Below are 24,257 nucleotides of genomic sequence, written 5' to 3' on the forward strand. Positions count from 1 at the left end.
ATTTTTTAGCGTATCAATTATTTTTTAAATCTAGCTTCAATTTTTATTTTAATATACTATCATTGTAGACAATCCGTTATAGCTTACACTAAAAGATTCTAAAAATGAAATTCTTTATTACGCTTTCATTCCTTTTTATCTACCTTATTGCTGTTTCGCAAGTTGACAAAGTTAACATAAATTGGCGTAATGACAACAAAGTTGCTAAATCTTCTGAAGGAAATATAAATTTATCTCAGTTAGATGCCAATTACTTTGAGTATGACGATGGCAGGCAAAGCTTGAATTACACTCATTTTTTTAATTTAAATTCTACAAATTATAGACTTTCCAATGTTCAGTCCGTTGTGGTTTCTGAACAGATTTCAAACCAAATACAGACTATTCCTGATGAATTATCTTATGAATTCAAATTAGCTCAAGGTCCTGACTTTACAAAGTTGGCTTTAATCTTAAACCCCTTTTATTCTGAAAACAATTCTATTTATAGAATTGTTTCTTTTGAGGTTGTCCCTACTGCTACTTCCCAATCTTCCACAACAAATAATAGAAATGCTAATCTTTCAAGAAATACTTCTGCTGTTTCCAATTCAATATTTAATACTGGGAGTGTTTTTAAGTTTTATGTCGAAAACACAGGTGCTCACCGTTTGGATTTTTCATTCCTTAGAAGTTTGGGGATTACTGAAAGTAATATTCCCTCTAGTAATCTCAAAATTTTTGGGCATGGTGGAGGAATGCTCCCCTTAGTAAATCAAGACAATCTTTATTTTGATCCTCCAGAGTTATCTATTCAAGTATTTGACGGTGGAGATGGGGTTTTTAATTCTGGGGATTATATTTTATTTTATGCAACCCATACTGAAGGCTGGAGTGAAGAAAATGAAACTAACTTAAATCTTTATGCCGATAGATCGTATTATTATTTGACAGTGAATTCCTCTGGGGGTAAACGCATGTCAACTTTAAATCAGCCTGTGGCTGCAGCTACGACTACAATTACAGAATTTGATGATTATCAATTTTATGAAGTCGATGAGACCAGCTTATCATTAGTAGGGCGTAAATGGTTTGGGGATAGATTTGATGTGGAAACTGAACGAACTTATGAGTTTGCGTTTCCTGATCTTGTTCAATCGGAACCTATCCAATTAAATATTAGCCTAGGAGCTATTTCCCCTCTAAGATCATCTTTTACTATTTCGGTGAATGGACAGTCCACAAGTAATCCTATTAATCTATCGGCGACTAGAGCTAATAACCCATCAAGCGGTGCTGAGTTTTCAACCCAAGTTAATTCAAGCACCGATGAAGTCACGATACAACTTACTTACAACAAAAACGGAAATCCTGGAGCTAGAGGGTTTCTGGACTATATTTCTTTAGAAGCTAGAAGAGATCTTATCGCTAGTGAAGCTCAGTTTAAATTTAAAAATACCGATGTAAGTACTTTGCCTGGTGTTGGGGAGTACCTTATCCAAAACTCATCAGAGATAGACCAAGTTTGGGAGATCACAGATCCTATAAATCCCAGATTTATATCTAATCCTAATGAAGCTAATGTTTTTTCTTTCAAAAGTCCACTAGGATCAGCGAAAGAATTCCAGGCGGTGACTTCCACTTATTTTTCACCAAGTATAGAATTTGGTAATGTGCAAGTTCCACGTCAAAACTTGAAGGGGAGTATTCTCACCAATGCCCAAGGTCAGTTTCAAGACATCGATTACTTAATAGTGACACGTTCAGATTTTATGTCAGCTGCCAATCGGTTGGCCCAATACAGAAGGGATAATGATGGGTTAGTAGTTAAAACTGTTACTGTTGAAGACATCTACGAAGAATTTAATTCTGGTAAACAAGACATAGGAGCTATTCGGAATTTTGTAAAATATATCTATGACAATGCCTCTTCACCGGCAAATAGGATTAAATTTTTAGGCTTGATTGGAGATGCTTCTGTAGATTATAAAAATAGGTTGCAAGGAAACACTAGCATAGTTCCTACTTATCAAAGCTTGGGAAGCTTTTCTACAACAGTTTCTTCATTTATGTCAGATGATTTTTTTGTGATGATGGATTCAAATGAAGGTCAAATGGGGTTTGGAGAAGTCATGGATCTAGCCGTTGGTAGAATATTAGCAGACACTCCTCAACGCGCCAATGCGATGGTCGATAAAATAATTTCTTCAGAACAAAAGGAATCTTATGCGCAATGGCGTAATAATTTTGTACTTATTTCTGATGATGCAGACGATGTTAATGATTATAGTCTACAAGTAGATTTAGATAATCTTGGTGATGAAATTTCGGCAAACAAACCCACGGTTAACGTCAAAAAAATTCATTCGGATGCTTTCCAGCAAGTTACTAGCGCTGGAGGAGATCGATATCCAGATGTCAACCGGTCTATAACAGATGCCATAGAAGTGGGCGCTGCTGTGGTTAATTATTTTGGACACGGCGGGGAAGATGGCTTGGCTCAAGAGCGAATCGTTACACAAACCAATACTCAAGACTGGAGAAATCCAGATCGTTTCAATTGTTTTGTGACGATAACTTGTGAATTCACCAAATTCGATAACCCACTTCGTATGACTGGAGGAGAACTTACCTTTTGGAATGAAGATGGAGGAGCTGTTTCACTAGTAACAACTACTAGGGCTATAAGTGTTTTTGCAGGAGTACAGTTTAATAATGTTTTTGCTCCCTTTTTATTTGACTTTGTTGATAATAATGAAACCATAGCTCAATCTGTGGCTAGGGCAAAACAAAACATTTCTGGAAACGGTAAGCGAATTGTCTTTTTTGTAGGGGATCCAGCGATGAGGCTCCCTCTTCCTAAGCCAAGAGTCCAATTATCCAGTATAAATGATATTCCGATAGGCCAATTTACAGATACCTTACAAGCTTTAGGTAAATATAAGTTTAAAGGTCAAATCCTAAACACCAATAATCAACGACTTCAAGACTATAATGGAGATCTGTCAGCTATTGTATTCGATAAGCGAATCGATAGACAAACCTTAGGAAACGACGGAGCTAGACGAAATGGAGAACTTGCAATTATGGACTTTACCACTTTAGGAGAGAACCTTTTTAGAGGCCAAGCTAGTGTGGTTAATGGTGAGTTTGAATTTGAATTTGTGTTGCCAAAAGATACGCGTTTACCCGTAGACCAAGGAAGGGTAAGCTTATATTCTTCAAGAGAAAATCAACTTGAGGAGTATAGTGGTTTTAATACCGATATTTTGATAGGGGGTTTGAATGAAGATGCGCCAGAAGACAACGAGGGCCCACTTATAAATCTTTACATGAATGACGAAAACTTTGTAAATGGAGGGATAACCGATAATCAGCCATTTATTTTTGCGCTTTTGGAGGATGAAAACGGGATAAATACTGCGGGAGGGATTGGTCATGATATTATAGCGATCTTGGACGGAGACGAGTCAAATCCTATCATATTAAATGAATATTATGAAGCTGAACAGGATGATTTTACCAACGGAAAGGTTTACTACAGACTCAGAGATTTGGAAGATGGTGAGCATACCTTGAGTTTTAAAGCTTGGGATGTGTACAATAATTCTCAAACTCAAGATATCCAATTTGTAGTTGCCGGAGAAGATGAGCTTAAAATAACTCGGGTTTTAAACTATCCCAATCCTTTTATAGATTACACCGAGTTTTGGTTTAACCACAACCGTCCTTTTGAGCCTTTGGAGGTAATGGTCCAAGTCTTTACCGTTACTGGGAAGTTGGTCTGGACACAAAATCAAATTGCTAATACCAACGGATTTCTTTTTAGAGACTTAAGCTGGAATGGGCGAGACGATTTTGGCGATAAAATAGGAAAAGGGGTTTACGTTTATAAATTAACAGTCAAATCTACATTAACTCAACAAAAAGTCGAAAAATATGAAAAACTTGTCATTCTTTAAATTATATATATTTGTCAATTCAAAACTTCATATGAAATCAATACCATTATTTTTAATCACCGTTTTATATTTTAGCAACAGTTTACAGGCTCAAGACGATCGTAGAGTTATCACCACAGGCGTTCCATTTTTACTTATTGCTGCAGATGCCAGATCCTCTGGTATGGGAGATCAAGGGGTGGCGACTAGAGTCGATGGCTTTTCTCAGCAATGGAATCCTGCAAAATTTGCCTTCTCAGAAACAAAAACCGGGATAGGTTTGTCCTATACACCTTACTTAAGAGAGCTTGTAAGCGATATCAATTTAGCTAACTTATCCTATTTCACAAGAATTAATGAACGGAGCGCAGTAGCCGCTAGCATAAGATATTTTGGTTTAGGAGGAGTAGAGTTTAGAGATACTCCAGAGCAAGTCGCAAGAGAGGTAGAGCCTAATGAGTTTGCTGTTGACCTAAGTTACTCTTTACGATTAAGTGAACAATTTTCTATGGCGGTAACAGGCCGTTTTATCAACTCCAATTTAAGATTTCCTACAGGAATCGCAGATGCTTCTGCAGCGAGTAGTTTTGGAGCAGACGTCTCTATGTTTTATAGAAGTGAGGAGAAGTTTTATAAAGATTTTAATGGTCGCTGGAGAGCTGGTTTATCTATAAGTAATATCGGGCCCAAAATAAAGTATGATGATGCTGGAGATGAAAACTTTCTGCCAACTAACTTTAAAGCGGGTGCTGGGTTTGACTTTATTTTGGATGCTTCCAATACTATTGGTATACATTTGGAGATCAATAAATTGTTAGTCCCTACTCCTCCAAGAATTGTAAGGGATGAACAAGGTCAAGTTTCACCAGAGAGCCAACAAGCTCTTCTAGATTATAGACGGGAAAACGAGTTTGGGGCTATATTTTCTTCGTGGGGAGATGCTCCTGATGGGATTTCAGAAGAACTTCGAGAAATCACTTGGGCTCTAGGTGCAGAGTATTGGTTTGAAGATAGTTTTGCGTTAAGATTGGGTTATTTTAATGAATCTCGAGACAAAGGCTTTAGAAAATTTGTAACTATGGGGGCAGGTTTTAAATATTCAACCATCAATATAGACGCCTCTTATTTGTTTTCGACTTCTACGGTCCAAAATCCATTGGAAGGAACCTTGAGGTTTGGTCTTACATTTAATATCGGAGACGGAACTTATATAGAATATTAGTTATAATTAAGGATAAAAAAAAGCTTTAAAAGTATCAATTGAATTGATGCTTTTTTTGTCTAAATGATATAAAAAATTATGGTAGAAAAAGAACTGAAAACAACTATTCAAATCTTTGAGGGTATAGAGGAGCTCCCATTGTCTATTCAAAACCTCATGAAAAGTGCTTTTGAAGCTAGAGATACTGCGTATGCTCCTTATTCAAAATTTAAGGTTGGCGCTGCATTGATTTTGGATACTGGAGAAGTGGTGACAGGTAGTAACCAAGAAAATGCATCATTTCCTTCTGGGCTATGTGCAGAGCGAACAGCCATTTATGCAGCTGGAGCAAATTATCCCAAGTCTATTATTAAAGCCATTGCCATTTCAGCAACTTCAGAAAAGCATGACGTTTTAGAACCTATAGCTCCCTGTGGAGCTTGTCGACAGGCTATTGCCGAATACGAGCAAAAGCAAGATCAACCTATAGAAATATATTTTACTGGAACGGCTGGTAAAGTTATAAAAGTAGATGCTCTACTAGACATTTTGCCTCTAGCGTTTAATAATAAGTTTCTTTAAAGTTAATAGTCCTCAAAGAATTTTCAATTCTTACATAAAGTATTACTTTTGTAACTCGATTTTCGATAAATAAGAGGAAATAAAATTAGGCTGTAAATGAAAAAAATAACAAAGAAGACGTATTTGAAATGGTATGAAGACATGCTATTTTGGAGGAAATTTGAAGATAAGTTAGCTCAAGTCTATATTCAGCAAAAAGTAAGAGGTTTCTTACATTTATATAATGGACAAGAAGCTATCCTGGCTGGCGCTCTTCATGTAATGGATTTGGAGAAAGATAAAATGATTACGGCGTATAGAAACCACGTTCAACCTATTGGTATGGGTGTAGACCCAAAACGGGTTATGGCAGAATTGTTCGGAAAAAAAACTGGAACCTCTCAAGGTTTGGGTGGATCGATGCACATTTTTTCTAAAGAACATCGTTTTTACGGGGGTCATGGTATTGTTGGAGGACAAATTCCTTTGGGAGCAGGTCTAGCATTTGCAGATAAATATTTCAATACTAACGCAGTGACTTTGTGTTTTTTAGGAGATGGTGCTGCCAGACAGGGTTCTCTTCATGAGACTCTTAATATGGCTGCCAACTGGAACCTGCCAGTAGTATTTTGTGTTGAAAACAACGGTTATGCGATGGGAACTTCAGTAAAAAGAACCTCTAGCCACGAAGACATTTGGAGATTAGGTTTAGGTCACGAAATACCCTGTGGGCCTGTAGATGGTATGAATCCTACTAAGGTAGCTGAAGCTCTTGATGAAGCGATTACTAGAGCAAGAGCAGGAAAAGGACCTACTTTTCTCGATTTAAAAACGTATCGTTATAGAGGTCACTCTATGAGTGATGCTCAAAAATATAGAACAAAAGACGAGGTAGAGGAGTATCAAAAAATTGATCCTATTTCCCAAGTGAAGAAAACGCTTTTAGATAAAAAATATGCCAGCGAAGATGATATTAAGACCATTGACAAGCGCGTAAAAGACAAAGTCAAAGAATGTGAAAAATTTGCCGACGAATCAGATTACCCAGACAAAAACGTCATGTACGATGTTGTTTACGAACAAGAAGACTATCCTTTCATTTCTCATAAATTATAATCTAGATGGCTGAAGTAATAAATATGCCAAGACTTAGTGACACCATGGAAGAAGGTGTTGTTGCTAAATGGCTAAAACAAAAAGGAGATAAGGTAGAGGAAGGCGATATTTTAGCTGAAATCGAAACTGATAAAGCAACGATGGAGTTTGAATCTTTTCACGATGGTGTGCTTTTGCATATTGGAATTGAAGAGGGTGAAGGAGCTCCTGTTGATACACTTTTAGCCATTATTGGTGAAGAAGGAGAAGATATAAGCGATCTTATTAAAAACTCTGGCGAAGAAAATTCTTCTGATAAAAAAACGGAGGAGTCTGAAGCAGAGGAGTCCAAGAAAGAAAAATCTTCAGAATCCACTTCAAAAGAAGAGGAAAGTGAAGACACCGGTGATGACGATGACGATGCCGAAGTTCCCGACGGAGTAGAGGTAGTTACTATGCCAAGGCTAAGTGACACTATGGAAGAAGGAACAGTCGCCACTTGGCTAAAGTCAGTAGGGGATGATGTAGAAGAAGGTGAAATTTTAGCTGAAATTGAAACCGATAAAGCTACGATGGAGTTCGAATCTTTCTATTCTGGAAAACTTCTTTACATAGGTATAGATGAAGGTGAATCTGCACCAGTTGATGATGTTCTTGCGGTTATAGGACCAGAAGGAACAGACGTTGATAAAGTTTTAAAATCTCTTAAAAAGGAAGGAAAAAGTTCAAAATCAAAACCTGATTCTAAATCAGATAAAGAAAGTAAATCATCTTCCGAGAAGACCAAAGATGCTCCTGAAGCACCTACATCACAGGAAGAAGACGGTGATGAAATTGCAGATAATACAGACGAACAAGGAAGAATATTAGCCTCTCCTTTGGCCAAAAAAATTGCTGAAGATAAAGGCATCGACCTTAGAAAGGTAAGTGGATCTGGTGATCATGGAAGAATAGTTAAGAAGGATGTTGAAGACTTCAAGCCTTCGGAGCAGCCGGCCGAAACTAAAACTGAAAAAGTTTCCAAAGAAGAACCAAAAGAAGAACCTTCTGCACCAGTAGCTGAAGTGTATACTCCTGCTGGGGAAGAGTCATTTGAAGATGTGAAAAACTCTCAAATGAGGAAAACGATTGCTAAACGATTGTTAGAATCTAAAAATTCTGCTCCTCATTATTACCTCAATATTGAGGTGGATATGGAAAATGCGATGGCTTCCAGAATCCATATTAATGAAATGCCAGACGTTAAAGTTTCCTTCAATGATCTTGTGATTAAAGCGTCTGCGATGGCCTTGAGAAAGCACCCTCAAGTCAATTCATCATGGGATGGTGAGGTAACCAAAATAGCAAAACATATTCACATTGGTGTAGCTGTAGCGGTTGACGAAGGTTTGCTTGTTCCTGTATTGGAATTTGCAGATCAACAGAGTTTAACTCAAATTGGCTCCAATGTGAAAAACCTCGCTGGTAAAGCAAAAAATAAAAAATTACAGCCTAACGAAATGGAGGGCAGTACATTTACGGTATCCAACTTAGGTATGTTTGGAATTACTGAATTTACAAGCATTATTAACCAACCCAATTCTGCCATTTTATCCGTAGGTACTATTGTAGAGAAGCCAGTGGTTAAGAAAGGTGAAATTGTGGTAGGACACACCATGATTTTAACTTTAGCTTGTGATCACAGGACTGTAGATGGAGCTTCGGGAGCAAAATTTTTACAAACTCTTAAAACGTATTTGGAAAATCCAGTGACTATGCTCGCTTAGATTTAAAATAATTAAAATTTTCACTGCCTTTTTAGACGGATATTGCTGTCTTTAAAGGCAGTTTTTTTTATATTCACCTTATGAAAAAAATACTACTATTACTTTGCGTGGTTTCCCTTTTAGCCACTTCTTGTAAGACTTCAGGGCAAGAAGGAAAAAAGGAAGTTTCAAAAGAAATAGATACTGTACAATTTAAGTATTCAGCATCAACAGCTTTAGATTATTTATCTTCAGATGAATTGAAAGGCCGAGATACAGGTTCCGAAGAGATTGATGAAGCTGCTTCTTATATCGAAAAAGCCTTCAAAAGTTTTGGCGTTCAACCTTATTTTGAAACGTATCGTGACTCTTTCAAGTTAAAAGAAGTGGACGGTTTCAATGTAGTTGGAGTTTTGAAATCTTCAAAAACCAACGCCAATTTAAAGCCTCTTGTGATAGGTGCTCATTACGATCACATTGGTATTATTGAGCCGGTAGAGACAGATAGTATTGCTAACGGTGCAAATGATAACGCATCTGGTACAGTAGCTGTCCTAGAGCTGGCGAAATTTTTAGCGAATCAAGACTTGGAAAGAGACGTCATTTTTGCTCTTTTCTCTGCTGAAGAAAAAGGTTTGGTAGGCTCTAGACATTTAGCTGAAAAAATGAAATCTCAAGAGGTCGAGCCTTATGTTGTTTTTAATATCGAAATGCTTGGCGTTCAGATGAAAGACAAGGACTATAGAGCCTATGTTACTGGATATGAGACTTCAAATTTAGCTGAGGTCTTTAATAGTTATTATGAAGGCGAAGACCAATTTTTAGGATTCTTACCTCAAGCTGCTCAATATGGTCTTTTCAAACGAAGCGATAATTATCCGTTTTTTGAAGTTTTTAATGTGCCTGCTCAAACCATTTGCACATTCGACTTTACCAATTATGAGTATTACCATCATGTGAACGATGAATTTGAAGAACTCGATGTGGATGCTTACCTAAAGCTTTTAGAGGATCTCAAGCCTGGAATGCTTCAATTGATAAATTCTGAAGAAAACACCGTAAAATTAAATTAATGTCAAAAACAATTGTCATCACAGGCACCAGTAGAGGAATAGGGTTTGAGCTAGTTAAGCTTTTTGCTTCAGAAGGAAATACCGTGTTTGCTTTATCCAGAAATGAAAAGCCGGTTAAACAACTTGGTTTAGAAAACGTTCATGCTTTATCCTGTGATTTGAGTGAATCTTTGATTGTAGAAGCTGCTGTAAATGAAATTCAATCTCACACTCAAACTTTAGATATTCTTATTAATAATGCAGGTCAGTTTTTAAAACAAGAATTTAAAGACACAGTCATGCAAGACGTCAAGAAAGTATATGATACCAATGTGTTTTCAGTTTTTGATTTGACTCACCGCCTGTTACCTCTCATGAATTCTAAAACCCATGTGGTCACTATTAGTAGTATGGGTGGAGTACAGGGGAGTATGAAATTCCCAGGCTTAGCAGCATACAGCTCTAGCAAAGCAGCAGTAATAACCCTAACGGAGCTATTGGCAGAAGAATATAAAGAAAATGGGCCGTCTTTCAACGTCTTAGCTTTAGGTGCAGTGCAGACGGAAATGCTCGAAGAAGCTTTTCCTGGCTTGCAAGCCCCCAATTCTGCCTTAGAAATGGCTAACTATATCAAGGACTTTTCTGAAAAAGGCCAGCAGTTTTACAATGGGAAATTACTGCAAGTTTCTAGTTCAACACCCTAATTTTGAATGAAAGACACCCTCCAGAAATATTTGCCAGAGCGTTCAGTTGACCCCATTTTAGGTATGATTAAAGCCTATAATATTCAACTGAAAATAGTTAGTCAACGGCAAACTAAACATGGGGACTATAGATTAAAACCCGATGGATTTCATCAGATAACCGTGAATGCGAATCTCAATAAATATAGATTTTTAATTACCACGGTTCACGAAGTCGCTCACCTACTCGCTTTTAAGTCTTATGGATTTTCGATTAAACCTCATGGACCAGAGTGGAAAAACACGTTTCAAAAATTGATGTTGCCATTTATTCATCCTCAAATTTTTCCCAACGATATCCTGCCAGAATTAGCGAGACATTTCAAAAAACCAACGGCCAGTAGCGATACAGATGCAAGGCTTTCCTTAAGCCTTAAGCGCTATGATAAATCCAATGATAAAAACTTTATATTTGAAATACCTGTAGGTAGCATTTTCAAAATTCACAATGGTAGGATGTTTAAAAAAGGGAGAAGGATTCAAAAGCGATACGAATGCCAAGAAGTGAATACGGGTAAAGTTTATGTGTTTCAACCTAATGCTGAGGTAGACCTTTTAAAATAGTATAATTTTATGGATGAAAAAGATAAATATGCCGTGATTATGGCAGGTGGAGTAGGCTCACGCTTTTGGCCAGTGAGTAGAACGGCTTATCCCAAGCAGTTTCAAGACATGCTAGGGACAGGAAAATCACTACTCCAACAAACCTTCTTAAGACTAAATAAGATTGTACCTCAAGATCATATTTTTATTCTTACCAACACCGACTACGTAGGTTTAGTTACCGAACAGCTTCCTGAGGTTTCAGGGCAACAAATAATTGCTGAGCCAGCGATGAGGAATACAGCTCCTTGTATTCTTCTGTCTGCGCTTAAAATTAATAAGGAAAACCCTAAGGCTATTATGATCGTTGCTCCCAGCGATCACTGGATAGAGGATGAGGAGGCTTTTGCTGAAGACGTAAACAAAGCTTTTGAAGCCTGTTTTCATAAAGATCTCTTGGTGACTTTGGGGATTACGCCTACATTTCCTAATACAGGCTATGGATATATTAAATATGATAAGGATAGCGAAGACCACATAAAGTCTGTAGAAAAGTTTACTGAAAAACCTGATTATGCCTCAGCACAGTCTTTTTTGAAAGAAGGAAATTATTTGTGGAATGCAGGTATTTTCATCTGGAAGACTTCTTTTATTATCGAGCAGTTTCAAAACCACCTTCCCGATATGTTTAATTTATTTAAACAGGCTTGGTCAACATTAAACACTACCGACGAAGAAGCCTTTTTAAAAGGCAATTATCCTAATTCTGAAAGTATTTCTATCGATTATGGTATTCTAGAAAAGGCAAAACGTGTTGGCGTCATCGAAGCTAGTTTCGATTGGAGTGATTTAGGGACTTGGGGCTCTCTACACGATCAATTGGATAAAGATGCCCATGATAATGTAAGTATTAACGCTAGATCTGAATTCATAGATTCGTCTAATAATATTCTGAGAACCACAAAAGGTAAAATTGCCATTATAAAAGGCTTAAATGACCATATAGTTTTAGAGAACGAAGACATCCTTGTCATACTTCCTAAAAAGGATGAACAAGACATTAAAACAATCCGTAACTTAGTGATGGGCAAGTTTGGAGAAAACCTTGGTTAACTTATGGAAGACAACAACGACAAAACCTCAGAAAACACCGAGAATGATTCAAATGCTGAGTCATCAGAAAAGGTAAAAAGCAGTTTAAAAGAGTCCTATGGCAGCATAAAGCATTTTCTTTACGAGCTTTTGGATATATCACATGATACCGATAGGGAAGCTACTATGGAGGCTATCCTTAAAGACATTCCCTTCAAAGGCCACACGGCATGGATTTTAATATTCTCTATTATTGTCGCCTCAATAGGTTTGAACGTTAGTAGTACTGCTGTCGTTATTGGAGCGATGCTTATCTCTCCTCTTATGGGGCCTATAGTTGGGCTAGGTTTTTCTGTTGCTATTAATGATGTGGATACCTTAAGAAGGTCACTCATTAATCTTGGTGTGATGGTAGGTTTAAGTTTACTAACCGCCTTTCTATATTTCCAGTTATCTCCTTTAACACAGTTAACACCAGAGCTAGAAGCTAGAACATACCCTACAATTCTGGACGTCTTAGTCGCTATTTTTGGTGGGTTAGCTTTAATCATAGCTAAGGCAAAAAGAGGAACTATCATTACCGTTATTTCTGGTGTGGCTATTGCTACCGCTTTGATGCCCCCTCTTTGTACGGCAGGTTATGGCTTGGCCGTTTGGGACTTAAGTATTTTTGGTGGAGCCATGTATTTGTTTACCATCAATACTATTTTTATAGCTTTAACTACGTTTGTAGTGTCAAAATTTTTAAGATTCCCTTTAGTGAAATATGCCAATTCACTAAGGAGGAAAAGAATCGCTCAGATTGCCTCTTCAATTGCTATTATTGTTATGATTCCCAGTATATATTTGTTTTATAATTTATTGAAGGAATCCTATTTTACCAATGATGCCAACACTTTTGTCAAAGAAGAACTAGGAAATTACAAACAGTCTTTTCTTCAAAAAAATTCAACAGTGATTTCTTATAATTCTGGAATTTTCCCAACTATAGAGGCTTCTTTTTTGGGAAAAGAAATTCCAAGTGAAGTTATCACATTGTGGAAAGACAAGCTAAAAAACTATCCTCATTTAGAAGATACTGAGCTTAAAGTCCTTCAAAACGAAAACTCCGAAAATTTTGATCAGCTTAAATATATGGTTGAATTAAAAAAACGAGATTCTTTAGAATTGGCTATGTCTAAAGCCGAAATAGAAGATTTACGTTACGAGTTAAGAACAATGCAGAAAAGCAATAGAATTGTAAAATTCGATAGATTAGCGCAAGAGATTCAATTGAATTACGATAATGTAGTAGAGGTGAGTTATGCTGATGTCATCAAGTCGAACTTCGAAAATATGGATACGATCCCAACATTTAGTATCAAATGGAATGCTAAAATAGATTTGGAAGAGAAGAAAATGAAACTCAATAAATTGAAAGAGTGGTTGTCTTATAAATTGAGCTTGGAAAATATTTCAGTACAATCAATCAACTAAAGTCCTTCTCTTTGCGTAACTCTTACTTTTTGGAATAAGTTTGAGGCATAAACAAAGTCAGTTAATTTCTGATTATCAGTCTTGTAAATATTGTCTTTATTGCCTTCCCATGCTTTTAGGCCGTTTTCCAAATAGAGGATGTTTTCACCTATCTCGAATACCGAATTCATATCGTGTGTATTTATCACTGTTGTGATATCGTTTTCATGAGTAATTTCTTGAATAAGATTATCGATGACAGAAGCTGTTCTTGGGTCAAGACCTGAGTTGGGTTCATCACAAAATAAAAAATTGGGTTTGTTGACAATAGCCCTTGCTATGGAAACTCGTTTTTGCATTCCTCCACTAATCTCTGAAGGAAATTTATCGTTGGTATCTACCAGATTCACCCTATCCAAGACTTCTTCAACCCTATTTTTCATTTCGCCTTTGGTCATCTTTGTGAACATTTTTAATGGGAAAACCACATTTTCTTCAACAGTCATAGAATCAAATAAGGCTCCGCCTTGAAACACCATCCCCATCTGTTTGCTCAACTCTCTTTTTTCATTTTTAGAAAAGTTCTGATAAGCTTTGCCATTATATAGAATGGTTCCTTCGTCTGGAGTAAATAAGCCAAGTAAGCACTTTAAGAAAACAGTCTTTCCTGAGCCAGATTGGCCTATGATGAGGTTGGTCTTCCCTTTTTCAAATGTAGTATTGACGCCTCTTAAAACTTCTAAATCCTCAAAAGACTTATGTAAATCTTCGACTTTTATCATATCAACTTAATAATAATTGGGTGATGAAATAATTCATAAAAATAATAATCACACTCGTCCATACAAAAGAGGTGGTTGCAGCGTGGCCTACTTCGAGTGATCCTCCTTTCATATAGTATCCATGAAAAGCAGGAACTGTGGCTAAAATAATCGCAAAAATAAATGACTTTAAAAAGGCATAGAAGACTTGAAAAGGTATGAAGTCTTCTTGAAGCCCTGCTAAAAATTGTTCTGAACTTAAAAATCCACCATAAACACTCGCTGTGTAAGCTCCTATGATTCCAACAAACATAGAGATCGCAATGACAAATGGAAACATGCACATGGCAATAATTTTGGGAAAGACAAGGTAATTTAAAGAGTTTATCCCCATCACTTCTAAAGCATCTATTTGTTCTGAAACTCGCATAGTACCAATACTAGAGGTGATATAAGATCCTACTTTACCAGCCATAATAATAGCGACAAACGTAGGAGCAAATTCTAAGATAATAGACTGTCTCGCTGCAAATCCAATTAATGACTTGGGGACAAAGGGATTAGAAAAGTTTAAAGCTGTTTGAATAGCAATAACTGCTCCTATAAAGAATGAAATAAAGACTACTATCCCTAAAGAACTAATGATAAGATCATCCAACTCTTGTAGAATGAGCCTCTTCAATTCTGAAGTTTTAGTCATCCTTCTAAAGGTTTCGTAAATCATTATGAAGTATTGACCTATACTTTTGATGTAATTTGATAGCATTCGCTCTAAGCCTTTTTGAAATTTTTGATAAAAATAGAATAAAAACATGAGGATTCAATTTAACTAAAGCATAAACTTAAAACCTCTTCAACTTCCTATATTTGTACGAAAAATTAATATCATGAAAATTGGATTTAGCCTTCTATTAGTTCTAATGACCCACTTAAGTCTTTTTGCACAACAAAACACTAAACTGGTTATTGGTGTAGTCGTTGACCAAATGCGCTACGACTACCTAACTAAATTTGAAAATCACTATTCTGAAGATGGTTTTAAGCGCCTGCAGAGAGAAGGTTTTGAAATGAAAAACTTTCATTTCGATTATGTGCCTACCTATACAGGACCTGGTCATGCCTCAATATATACAGGAACAAGTCCTATGAATCACGGTATTATCGCAAATAACTGGTACGATAAATTTGAGAAAACCAGCGTGTATTGTGCCTCAGATCCTTCAGTGAACGCCGTTGGAATCGAGTCAGATAACAGAGCTGGGAAAATGTCTCCCCAACGCATGTTAACCACTAGTTTTGCGGATCAAAACCGATTACATACTCAATTTAAAGGGAAGACAATTGGAGTTTCTTTAAAGGATAGAGGTGCAATTCTACCTGCCGGTCATACTGCCAATGCAGCTTATTGGTTTGCAGGATATGATCGTGGTGACTTTATTACAAGTGACTACTACATGAAAGATTTGCCACAATGGGTGAAGGATTTCAATAGCTCTGGTACAACAAAAAGTTACCTTAAAGAATGGAATACACTTAAGGATATTTCTACTTATACTGAAAGTGGTGCAGATAAAAACAAGTATGAAAACGGTTTTAAAGGAAAAGAAGAAGCTACATTTCCATACGACCTTAAGAAATTAGCTAAAGACAATGGTGACTATGGCGTTATAAGACCAACACCCTTTGGAAACGATCTGCTTCTAGATTTTGCAAAAGAAGCTATTAAAAATGAAAAGCTAGGTCAAGATGAATTTACAGACGTTTTCACTTTAAGTTTTTCTAGCCCAGATTATACCGGACATAATTTTGGAGTGAATTCCAAGGAAATCCAAGATCTATATATCCGGTTGGACTTAAGTATTGCTGAGTTGCTTAAGTTTTTGGACAAAGAAGTAGGGGAAGGAAATTACACCTTATTTTTAACGGCAGATCATGGGGCTGTTCATGTTCCCCAATTTCTAAAAGATAATAAAATCCCTGCTGGATATTTCGAAACAGGGGAGATGCAAAGCGCCTTAGAAGCTCATTTGAGTGAGAACCTGGGGCTTGTTGATATTGTAGAGGAAATACAGAACCAACAAATTTTCTTAGAGGACTCTAAGTTTGAAACTTATGCTGATTTTGTATCTGCTCAAAATGAAATCAAGCACTTCTTGCTACAATACCAAAATATCGATAAAGTCTACACTAGGGAAATGCTCGAGCATAGTGGCTTTAGTGGCAATCCCGCCGAACTTATTTTGAGAGGATTTCACCAGAAGCGAAGTGGAGATGTGGTTTATGTTCTTCAGAACTCGTATATATCATACTCAAGAAAAGGGTCGACACATGGTAGTGGAAATAATTACGATACCCAAGCACCACTGTTGATGTTTGGAAATGGTATCCAACAAGGTAAAACCTATAATAGGTATCACATTCCAGATATCGCTCCTACCATTTCAGCTTTATTAGGAATTGCACTTCCTAATGGTGCCACTGGAAAGGTTATTTCTGAGGTATTAAAATAAGCGCTGCTTAATTTTACGCCATCTATATTTTCTAATAAAGTCTCCTTCTTTTTCATTGATTAAGAAGGAGTTTTTTCTGGAGTTCGATTTTAAATAAGCCAGCATTGCTTTATAGAAAAAATCCAGCTCATTTTTATTCAGGGCCATTTTAAAACAGGTTAAAAAGGCTAAGGCGAAACTATATCGCATTCTGAACAGTGAGATTCCAAAAACTATTGGTAGACATTTAGAGTAATGCAGCCCAGTAGGCTTAAGATGTTTTACAACAAGTGTTTTATCGGTTTCTACCTCCCATCTATAATATCTTGCCTTCATCTCATCAATCGTATCCCAGCCCATAGCAGAAGTCAAGCCTCCAATATCTCTAAAGCAATTCTGGCGATAAGATTTTAAGGCTCCTCGAATATGATCTGGATTGGTTAATTTTTCAATCTGCCAGACTCCATTATTTTCGATACTACAAAAGCCTGCAAACATGCCGAGTTTTGAGTTCGCTTCAAAAGCTTTACGTAAGGTTTCTAGATAATGATTTGGAAAAATAAGATCTGCATCAAACTTACAAAGGATATCATAGGAGCTAGTTAAACTAGATAGACCAAAGTTAAATGCCTCTACAATTTTACTCCCAGGTTCATGGCTAAAGCTTTTTCCTCTCGAGGCATAGGTTAGATTCTCATAGGTAGAACACAAGCTACTTAAAATATCGGGTGTTTTATCTGTAGACCCATCATCGACCACCAAAATATGTTTTGCCGAATAGCTTTGATTTACCAGTGAGGTCAAGCACTTTTCAATATGGGCTTCTTCGTTATAGGCAGGAATAATAATGACGATGTTCACGGCTTAAGATTTTCTTTGGCAATATACCAAGTAATATCTAGGAGTAATTAGCCTAAGTAAAGGTCTAAAGCCAATTTTGCGGACTGGATGGGTAAAGGTTTTAGAGTCTATGATTTCCCAGCCTGCTTTATCTAACAGCCAATCGAATTGCCAAGTTTCAAATTCGTGATAATGCCTATCCCAAGGATCAGTTTTACTTTGATAGGCTTTCGAAAACCAAAGTTTGAGTGGAACACTAGCAAATAGGTGCTCACTTTGTATGCTTTTTAGAACTTCTAATGGAGATAAAAGGTGTTCAAAAATTTCAAAAGCAGTCGTTATTTTTGCTGAAGAAGATAAAAGTTGACTTTGATCTACATCCAAATCTTGACCTTTAGTATTTTCAATAGAAAAGCCTTCAGCAGACATTAACTTCGAAAATGGATTTTCAACTCCTAGGTCAAGAACTTTACAAGAAGGTGGAGCATGAGTCTTTAAAAACTCCATGGTCATGTTGAAACGCTTTTCTGGGTAATGCTTTTCGTACATGGGAAGTCTAAATTTCGTAGACTATAGCATTGATGTTCATCCCTGCACCAACACTGGCAAACATAATGGTATCTCCTGGTTTTAAACTTTCGTGTTCAAAATCTCCTTTTAAAAACATGTCGTATAAAGTAGGTATAGTAGCCACGCTACTATTTCCAAGCTTATTGATACTCATCGGCATGATGTCTGAAGGCGTTTCTTTGTCAAACAGCTTATAGAATCTCTGGACAATAGCCTCGTCCATCTTTTCATTAGCCTGGTGGATAAATATTTTTTTCAAATCAGTAATAGATTTGCCACTTTCTTCTAAACACGCCTTCATCGCTTCAGGAACTTTAGATAATGCAAAATTATAGATTTTTCGACCGTACATTTTTATGTAGGCTCGATCATCTGCGCGTTTAGGGGAAAAGGATTTATCAAAGTAAATATAATTGGCCTCTGTCCTAGCGTAGGTGGCTGTTTTGTGTGCTAAAATACCACCAGATGAATCTGTATTCTCAAAAATGGTAGCACCAGCACCATCAGAGTAAATCATACTATCTCTATCATTGGGATCCACTACTCTCGAAAGGGTTTCTGCCCCAATAATCAAGCAACGCTTAGCCATCCCTGCTTTCATAAAGGCGAAGGAATGAATACAGCCTTCTATCCAACCTGGGCAACCAAAGAGTAAATCGTAGGCCACACAGCTTGGATTTTCAATTTGTAACTTTTCTTTGACCCGGGAAGCAAGGCTTGGGACGGTATCCGCCTGTTGCTTATCGTGACCTACATCTCCAAAATTATGGGCAACGATAATATAATCTAGAGTTTCTGGATCAATACCTGAATCTTTTATAGCTTTTTCTGCGGCAAATGTTGCTATGTCTGATGTGTTTAGTTCGCTACCAACATATCGTCGTTCCTCAATACCAGTAATAGCTTTAAACTTTTTGATAATGACTTCAGGGTGAGCATCAAAAGCAGTTTCATCTTGATTGAAGAATTCACTTTTCAAAAAGTCTTGATTCTTTTTGATTATATCTGGGATATAGCTTCCAACACCAACAATTTTAATATTATTCATACGTGAACAAGTTTTATGGCAAGTTACTGTTAATGTAACTTAATTGTAAATTTTTCGGCAAACTTAATCTATTTAAAAGTCTTTCAAAAGTCTATTCTGAATTTGATTTTAGACAATTTCAAATTTTAATTCCAATTTTTTGTTTAAAAAGTTCTCTTTATACTCATCTAGAATTTCTGATCGGTTCTTATATAGTCTGAAGTAAATGAAGTAGAAGGCAATACATGAAACCATCGTAAAAAATGCTAAAATAGCCATAGATAAACTTTGGGTTTCACTAAGCCTACCGATATGAGGAGCCAATACTAAAGGCATGTAAGTAAATGGAAATAGAATTGAATTATTAGACACTAGAAGTTGATCTAAATAGTAGTAGTGGTCTCTTTTCTTTAATTCTTTACTATTCTTATGAAGTTTTCGAAAATAGAAGATCAACCCCAGGATAATTAATACAATGAAACCACCAGCAAGCACAAAGGGCATAGAGTCGAGTGACATTATCGCGTAATAGATAATCAAAAAAAATGCGGTTGCTAAAAACCAAAATTTAGGTTTTGAGACTTCATCTTTAACTACTTTTAAAATCACTTTTTTGTAAAAGTAGGTATTGATTTTCTTCATATAATCTTCAGAAACATCTGAGAATCCAATTACTCCATACTTCTCAAATGCATTTTGAAGGGCTTCTTCAAAAGAAAGTGTTTTATCTTCTTTCATTTGCTGTAAAATGTCGTCCTCCAAATCTTTAGCAATAAGTAATCTGACATCATAAAAATCAACGTAGTGATCTTTAGTAAACTCGAGGAGTCTTAATTTTTCAGTCTGGGATAAGGTCATCGTTTTGGTTTAAACATATCAAATATAAAAAAACCTCCTTAAGGAAAGTTGGCTTAAGGAGGTTTTGAATGATATTTCAGTGATAAATTTTAGATATAAGCCTCTATTGGAGCACAGGTACAGGTGAGGTTCCTATCACCATATGCTTCATCTACTCGTCGAGTCGTTGGCCAAAATTTGTTTTCTGAAACAAAAGGTAATGGGAAAGCAGCAGTTTGTCGACTGTAGTCGAAGTCCCAATGTTCTGCGGTGAGCATCTCCATCGTATGGGGTGCATTTTTCAACATATTATTAGGATTGTCAATCGTACAAGTTTCTACTTCTTTTTTAATAGAAATCATAGCCTCACAAAATCTATCTAATTCTGCTTTACTTTCACTTTCTGTAGGTTCTATCATCATAGTTCCCGCTACTGGAAACGAAACTGTAGGAGAGTGGAATCCGTAATCGATAAGGCGTTTGGCGATATCTTTTACTTCAATACCATAGTCTTTAAAATCTCTACAATCAATAATCATCTCGTGTGCAGCTCTTCCTCTTTCTCCAGAATACAAGGTTTTATAATGCCCTTTTAATCTAGCTTGAATATAGTTAGCATTCAGAATAGCATATTCTGTGGATTCTCTAAGCCCTTGTTCTCCCAACATTCTGATGTAGGCGTAAGAAATTAAGCATACAAATGCAGATCCAAAAGGAGTTGCAGAAATGGAAGATATAGCCTGAGTCCCGCCAGTTTCGATTAAAGGATTATTAGGTAAAAAAGGAGCAAGTTGTTTTGCAACACAGATAGGACCAACTCCGGGGCCACCTCCTCCATGAGGAATTGCAAAGGTTTTGTGTAAATTTAAGTGACACACATCTGCGCCAATTCTTCCTGGACTGGTTAAGCCTACTTGGGCGTTCATATTGGCACCGTCCATATAGACTTGTCCGCCATGTTCGTGAATAAGCGAAGTAATTTTTCTGATATCCGATTCAAAAACGCCGTGTGTAGAAGGATAAGTTACCATTAAGGCTGCTAGGTTGTCGCTATGTTCTTCAACTTTAGACGTTAAATCTTCAATATCGATATTACCTTTATCGGTTGCGTTTACTACCACGACCTTCATTCCAGCCATAACTGCACTTGCAGGATTGGTGCCGTGAGCAGAAGAAGGCACTAAACAGATATTTCTGTGAGAATCTCCTCTAGATTTATGATAAGCGCGAATCACCATTAAACCAGCATATTCTCCTTGGGCTCCAGAATTGGGCTGAAGTGAGGTCGCTGAAAATCCGGTAATTTCCGTTAAATAATCTTCAAGACTTTTAAGAATTTCTTGATAGCCCATAGCTTGCTCTTTAGGAACAAATGGATGAATATTACCCCATTGTGGGTTGGATAAAGGAAGCATTTGCGATGCTGCATTCAGTTTCATGGTACACGACCCCAATGGAATCATGGAATGGTTTAAAGCTAGATCCTTTCTTTCTAACCTTTTGATGTAACGCATCAACTCTGTTTCAGAATGATAGACGTTGAAGACATCATGGGTCAAAAATTGCGTCCGTCTACTCAATTCACTAGAAGGAATAATACCTTCTTTTAAGTCTTGAAGTTTTAAAACTTCTTTCTCATTCGCTTCTCCGAAAATATCAAGAATATCGTTGAGGTCCCCAAAAGAGGTGGTTTCATTCAAAGAAATAGAAACACTCTCCGAATCTGGGTAATAAAAATTGATCTCTTTTTTTTCAGCCAAACCTTTAATCTTATCCGCATCAGCTTTTATAAGAATAGTATCGAAGTAAAGTTTATTCACTTGGTAGTATCCCAATTTTTCAATAGCGTCTGATAGGCTTACTGTTTTTCTATGAATTTGACTTGCAATGTGTTTAAGACCTTCTGGTCCGTGGTATACAGCATACATGCCAGCCATAATGGCAAGTAAAACTTGAGCTGTACAAATATTGGAAGTGGCCTTATCTCTTTTGATGTGTTGCTCTCTGGTTTGTAGAGCCATTCTTAAAGAGGTGTCTCCATTAAGATCTTTGGTAACTCCTATAATCCTTCCTGGGATGCTTCGTTTATAATCTTCTTTAGTTGCAAAGTAAGCAGCGTGTGGTCCTCCATATCCAAGCGGAATTCCAAAGCGTTGTGTGGTTCCAACAACAACGTCAACTCCCCAATTTCCAGGAGCTTCTAGTAAAACAAGGCTCAGTAAATCAGCAGCGACTGCTACTTTTATATCATTTTCTTTTGCTTTTTTGGTAAAGTTTTCAAAATCATTAATTTCTCCACATTTACCAGAATATTGAACTAGCGCACCAAAAAAACTAGAATCAAAATCAAATTCATCATATTTTCCAACGACCAATTCGATAGCTAGAGGTTCAGATCTAGTTTGCAATAAAGCTAAGGTTTGAGGCAATACATTATCACCAACAAAGAACTTAACAACCTTATTTTTTTTCTGCCCTCTTGTTCGTACCGAATACAATAAATTCATGGCTTCAGCAGCAGACGTAGCCTCGTCGAGCAAAGACGCATTGGCCAATTCCATGCCGGTTAAATCAGCCACCATGGTTTGAAAGTTGAGTAAGGCTTCAAGTCTACCTTGAGCAATCTCAGCTTGATAAGGGGTGTAAGCGGTATACCATCCCGGATTTTCAAAAACATTTCTTTGGATTACTGCAGGAAAAATAGCTTCATGGTAACCGAGACCTATATAAGATCTAAAAGTTTTGTTTTTTTGAGCTATAGAATTAATGTGCTTAGAATATTCATATTCAGTCAGCGGTGCGGGTAAGTCTAATTTCTGTTCCAACTTTATATCGTTTGGAATAGTTTCGTAGATTAATTGTCCTGTTGACTCAGCTCCAACGGCTTTAAGCATTTCTTTTATGCTCTTTCCACGAGGACCAATATGTCTTGATGCAAATGATTCTGTATTCATTGAAGATTCTTTAAAAATTTGCTCACAAAAATACATCATTTTAAATGAAACGATTGTTAAAGATGGATAGACTATCGTTAAGTTTTAAAGAAAATTATCTTGAATAAACTCTACTTTTGTAAGCATGAATTTTTTGCAACAAGCCTTTAGGTTTTATATCAATTCAAGTCTTCATGTAGCGCTTGCTGTTGTCTCATTTACAATGGTGACTTTTCTGAATTTCAACTTGAAGGCAGGCAGCAATATATTGGTGTTCGTTTTTTTCTCGACAGTAGTAGCTTACAATTTTGTGAAATACTTTTCTCTACTAAAAGTGCAGCGAGAAACGATTACTACTGAAATGAAGGGTATAGTTATGTTATCCCTTGTATCTCTCATTCCGCTAGTAATGACTTTAAATGCAATGACGCTTGAAACCTTCCTTTTTATTGTCTGCTTGGGGATCTTAACTCTACTATATGTATTGCCACTTTTGCCAAAGACAAAAAACCTTAGAGATGTGAGTGGTTTAAAGATATTTGTTATCGCCTTAGTGTGGACTGGGACAACAGTGGGTCTGCCTTTTTTTGAAACCGATCAAGGTAATACTCTCTTAGATACGGAGACTATATATTATGCCTCAAGTAGATTTTTCCTAATTATAGCGCTTACCATCCCTTTTGAAATTAGGGATACAAAGCTTGATAGCCCTTATCTAAAAACACTCCCACAGTGGGTAGGAATTACAAACACTAAAGTGATAGGAGTATTATTGAGTTTGTTGTCTTTGGTTATTTTAGTTCTGAGTGGGGAGGATTTAGCCAGTCCTTATATACTTCTTTACCTACTGGTAATAGGGTTCATTGTGTTCTCAAATCAAGACAATACCATTTACTATTCTGCCTTTTGGGTGGAGAGTCTTCCTTTACTTTGGTTTTTGGCGATTTTTATTTTCGGCTAATGCCACTTATTCTCAGCCCTTTACTCTTTTTATAATTTTTTCTTTAAAGAAACTGCTTCATTTATTTGGTTAGAAGGGAAAAAAGGTTGTAGTTTTGCACCCCGCTAATTGAGGTATTGAGAGGGTCACACAGGGAGAGAGGAAGAGTTGTTAAATTGAGTTGTAGTGCTTGTGAGATTGGGATATAAGTTTTAGTTTTGTTCCCCTTTATTTTGGTTATGGACGTTCATTAAAATAAGATTTAATTTTTTTCGTAAAACCACTTGTTAGATTAAAAATAAGTATTAGTTTTGCATCCGCTTAGAGAAGCACACGAGTTTAAGGCCTTTGATACGGTTTAAACGACAAGAATTAAAAGTTCATTGACATATTGAATTGACAGCACAAATAAGAGATTATTTGTAGAATTAGAAACATTAAGATTATACTTTA

At 36.6% G+C, this 24,257-nt stretch carries 19 protein-coding genes; 12 read left to right on the top strand and 7 right to left on the bottom strand.

Translation table 11 applies throughout. The features are described 5' to 3' along the window. Positions 1 to 104 precede the first annotated feature (104 nt). The 10 genes from porU to PGOND44_RS09360 all read left to right on the top strand — a co-directional run bounded on the left by porU (position 105) and on the right by PGOND44_RS09360 (position 13,428). On the top strand, positions 105 to 3,941 hold the full coding sequence (porU, locus tag PGOND44_RS09315; protein WP_003440601.1) for a type IX secretion system sortase PorU: 3,837 nt from the start codon (positions 105 to 107) through the stop codon (positions 3,939 to 3,941). Between the two features lie 31 nt (positions 3,942 to 3,972). Further along, positions 3,973 to 5,142 (top strand): type IX secretion system outer membrane channel protein PorV, encoded by a 1,170-nt coding sequence (porV, locus tag PGOND44_RS09320; protein ID WP_040555974.1) that lies wholly within the window; start codon positions 3,973 to 3,975, stop codon positions 5,140 to 5,142. A 78-nt stretch (positions 5,143 to 5,220) separates the two neighbouring features. Next, positions 5,221 to 5,703: a cytidine deaminase gene (cdd, locus tag PGOND44_RS09325; protein WP_003440608.1), complete on the top strand. Its 483-nt coding sequence runs from the start codon at positions 5,221 to 5,223 to the stop codon at positions 5,701 to 5,703. A gap of 96 nt (positions 5,704 to 5,799) precedes the next feature. Then, the gene (pdhA, locus tag PGOND44_RS09330; protein ID WP_003440609.1) at positions 5,800 to 6,798 is read left to right on the top strand and encodes a pyruvate dehydrogenase (acetyl-transferring) E1 component subunit alpha; all 999 of its coding nucleotides are present in this window, start codon (positions 5,800 to 5,802) and stop codon (positions 6,796 to 6,798) included. A 5-nt stretch (positions 6,799 to 6,803) separates the two neighbouring features. Further along, on the top strand, positions 6,804 to 8,543 hold the full coding sequence (locus PGOND44_RS09335) for a pyruvate dehydrogenase complex dihydrolipoamide acetyltransferase (RefSeq protein ID WP_003440610.1): 1,740 nt from the start codon (positions 6,804 to 6,806) through the stop codon (positions 8,541 to 8,543). An 80-nt stretch (positions 8,544 to 8,623) separates the two neighbouring features. After that, positions 8,624 to 9,595 carry a M20/M25/M40 family metallo-hydrolase gene (locus PGOND44_RS09340; RefSeq protein WP_040555976.1) on the top strand — a complete coding sequence of 324 codons (972 nt, stop codon included), beginning with the start codon at positions 8,624 to 8,626 and terminating at the stop codon, positions 9,593 to 9,595. After that, positions 9,595 to 10,278: an SDR family NAD(P)-dependent oxidoreductase gene (locus tag PGOND44_RS09345; protein WP_003440612.1), complete on the top strand. Its 684-nt coding sequence runs from the start codon at positions 9,595 to 9,597 to the stop codon at positions 10,276 to 10,278. The genes PGOND44_RS09340 and PGOND44_RS09345 overlap by 1 nt, the downstream gene beginning before the upstream one ends. 6 nt (positions 10,279 to 10,284) lie before the next feature. Next, positions 10,285 to 10,881: a SprT-like domain-containing protein gene (locus tag PGOND44_RS09350; RefSeq protein ID WP_003440615.1), complete on the top strand. Its 597-nt coding sequence runs from the start codon at positions 10,285 to 10,287 to the stop codon at positions 10,879 to 10,881. Between the two features lie 9 nt (positions 10,882 to 10,890). Then, complete coding sequence (locus tag PGOND44_RS09355; RefSeq protein WP_003440618.1) at positions 10,891 to 11,973, top strand: mannose-1-phosphate guanylyltransferase; 1,083 nt, start codon at positions 10,891 to 10,893, stop codon at positions 11,971 to 11,973. Positions 11,974 to 11,976: 3 nt separating this feature from the next. Next, positions 11,977 to 13,428, top strand: coding sequence for a DUF389 domain-containing protein (locus PGOND44_RS09360; RefSeq protein ID WP_003440622.1), 1,452 nt, complete (start codon positions 11,977 to 11,979; stop codon positions 13,426 to 13,428). Here PGOND44_RS09360 and PGOND44_RS09365 read toward each other — a convergent pair. Beyond that, positions 13,425 to 14,189 (bottom strand): ABC transporter ATP-binding protein, encoded by a 765-nt coding sequence (locus tag PGOND44_RS09365; RefSeq protein WP_003440626.1) that lies wholly within the window; start codon positions 14,187 to 14,189, stop codon positions 13,425 to 13,427. The genes PGOND44_RS09360 and PGOND44_RS09365 overlap by 4 nt on opposite strands. Position 14,190: 1 nt before the next feature. Then, positions 14,191 to 14,934: an MlaE family ABC transporter permease gene (locus PGOND44_RS09370; RefSeq protein WP_040556028.1), complete on the bottom strand. Its 744-nt coding sequence runs from the start codon at positions 14,932 to 14,934 to the stop codon at positions 14,191 to 14,193. A 121-nt stretch (positions 14,935 to 15,055) separates the two neighbouring features. Between PGOND44_RS09370 and pafA the strand changes: the two genes are divergently transcribed. Further along, entirely contained in the window at positions 15,056 to 16,678 is a 1,623-nt protein-coding gene (gene pafA / locus PGOND44_RS09375; RefSeq protein WP_003440632.1) for an alkaline phosphatase PafA, read from the top strand. Here the strand turns inward: pafA and PGOND44_RS09380 are convergent. From PGOND44_RS09380 to gcvP, 5 genes are all read right to left on the bottom strand, one after another. Further along, entirely contained in the window at positions 16,670 to 17,518 is an 849-nt protein-coding gene (locus PGOND44_RS09380) for a glycosyltransferase family 2 protein (RefSeq protein ID WP_003440634.1), read from the bottom strand. The genes pafA and PGOND44_RS09380 overlap by 9 nt on opposite strands. Before the next feature lie 3 nt (positions 17,519 to 17,521). Continuing rightward, complete coding sequence (locus PGOND44_RS09385) at positions 17,522 to 18,046, bottom strand: class I SAM-dependent methyltransferase (RefSeq protein WP_003440636.1); 525 nt, start codon at positions 18,044 to 18,046, stop codon at positions 17,522 to 17,524. 7 nt (positions 18,047 to 18,053) lie between these two features. Further along, positions 18,054 to 19,115 carry a 3-oxoacyl-ACP synthase III family protein gene (locus PGOND44_RS09390; RefSeq protein ID WP_003440639.1) on the bottom strand — a complete coding sequence of 354 codons (1,062 nt, stop codon included), beginning with the start codon at positions 19,113 to 19,115 and terminating at the stop codon, positions 18,054 to 18,056. A 108-nt stretch (positions 19,116 to 19,223) separates the two neighbouring features. Further along, a complete protein-coding gene (locus tag PGOND44_RS15020) occupies positions 19,224 to 19,952 on the bottom strand; it encodes a hypothetical protein (RefSeq protein ID WP_003440648.1) in 729 nt (242 codons plus the stop codon). 89 nt (positions 19,953 to 20,041) lie between these two features. Then, a complete protein-coding gene (gene gcvP, locus PGOND44_RS09400) occupies positions 20,042 to 22,885 on the bottom strand; it encodes an aminomethyl-transferring glycine dehydrogenase (protein ID WP_003440651.1) in 2,844 nt (947 codons plus the stop codon). 124 nt (positions 22,886 to 23,009) lie between these two features. Here gcvP and PGOND44_RS09405 point away from each other — a divergent pair, with 124 nt between their 5' ends. Beyond that, positions 23,010 to 23,825 carry a UbiA prenyltransferase family protein gene (locus PGOND44_RS09405; protein WP_003440654.1) on the top strand — a complete coding sequence of 272 codons (816 nt, stop codon included), beginning with the start codon at positions 23,010 to 23,012 and terminating at the stop codon, positions 23,823 to 23,825. Positions 23,826 to 24,257 lie beyond the last annotated feature (432 nt).

The organism is Psychroflexus gondwanensis ACAM 44 (assembly GCF_000355905.1).
In the GTDB taxonomy this organism is placed as follows: Bacteria; Bacteroidota; Bacteroidia; order Flavobacteriales; family Flavobacteriaceae; genus Psychroflexus; species Psychroflexus gondwanensis.